The following is a 319-nucleotide window of genomic DNA, read 5'->3' as shown; positions in this document are numbered from 1 at the left end:
GTTTGCTGTGCCAGTGGAAAAGGGAGTAAATAATGTTAACTATTCTAAAACTATATAGAGAGGGATTTAACGAAAAAGTAAATATTGGTGAATCTATTGAATATTTAGGAGAGAAGTACATCATTATTCGTATTCTTGAAATTAACAAACTTTATTTTAGCAAATCTATTAGTTTAACAGTTAGAGTCCTAGTTCAGAAAGTCGGAGCTTTGAGTGATTATTATAACTGCAAAAGAGAAGTTATTGTGGATAATCGATACGACCAATCAAAAGATGATAAGCGAATAATAAAAATAGGAGATATTATCTTTCCTGAGAA

Annotated in this window: 1 pseudogene; it reads left to right on the top strand. The window is 29.8% G+C overall.

Going from position 1 to position 319, the window contains the following annotated elements:
- Positions 1-32 precede the first annotated feature (32 nt).
- Positions 33-319, top strand: a pseudogene (locus AB3I00_RS14785) (hypothetical protein); the annotation flags it as partial.

It is taken from the genome of Enterococcus sp. C76, assembly GCF_040886985.1.
In the GTDB taxonomy this organism is placed as follows: domain Bacteria; phylum Bacillota; class Bacilli; order Lactobacillales; family Enterococcaceae; genus Enterococcus_B; species Enterococcus_B lactis.
Note: the sequence above shows the minus strand (reverse complement) of the source record. Positions and strands in the feature narration are given on the sequence as shown.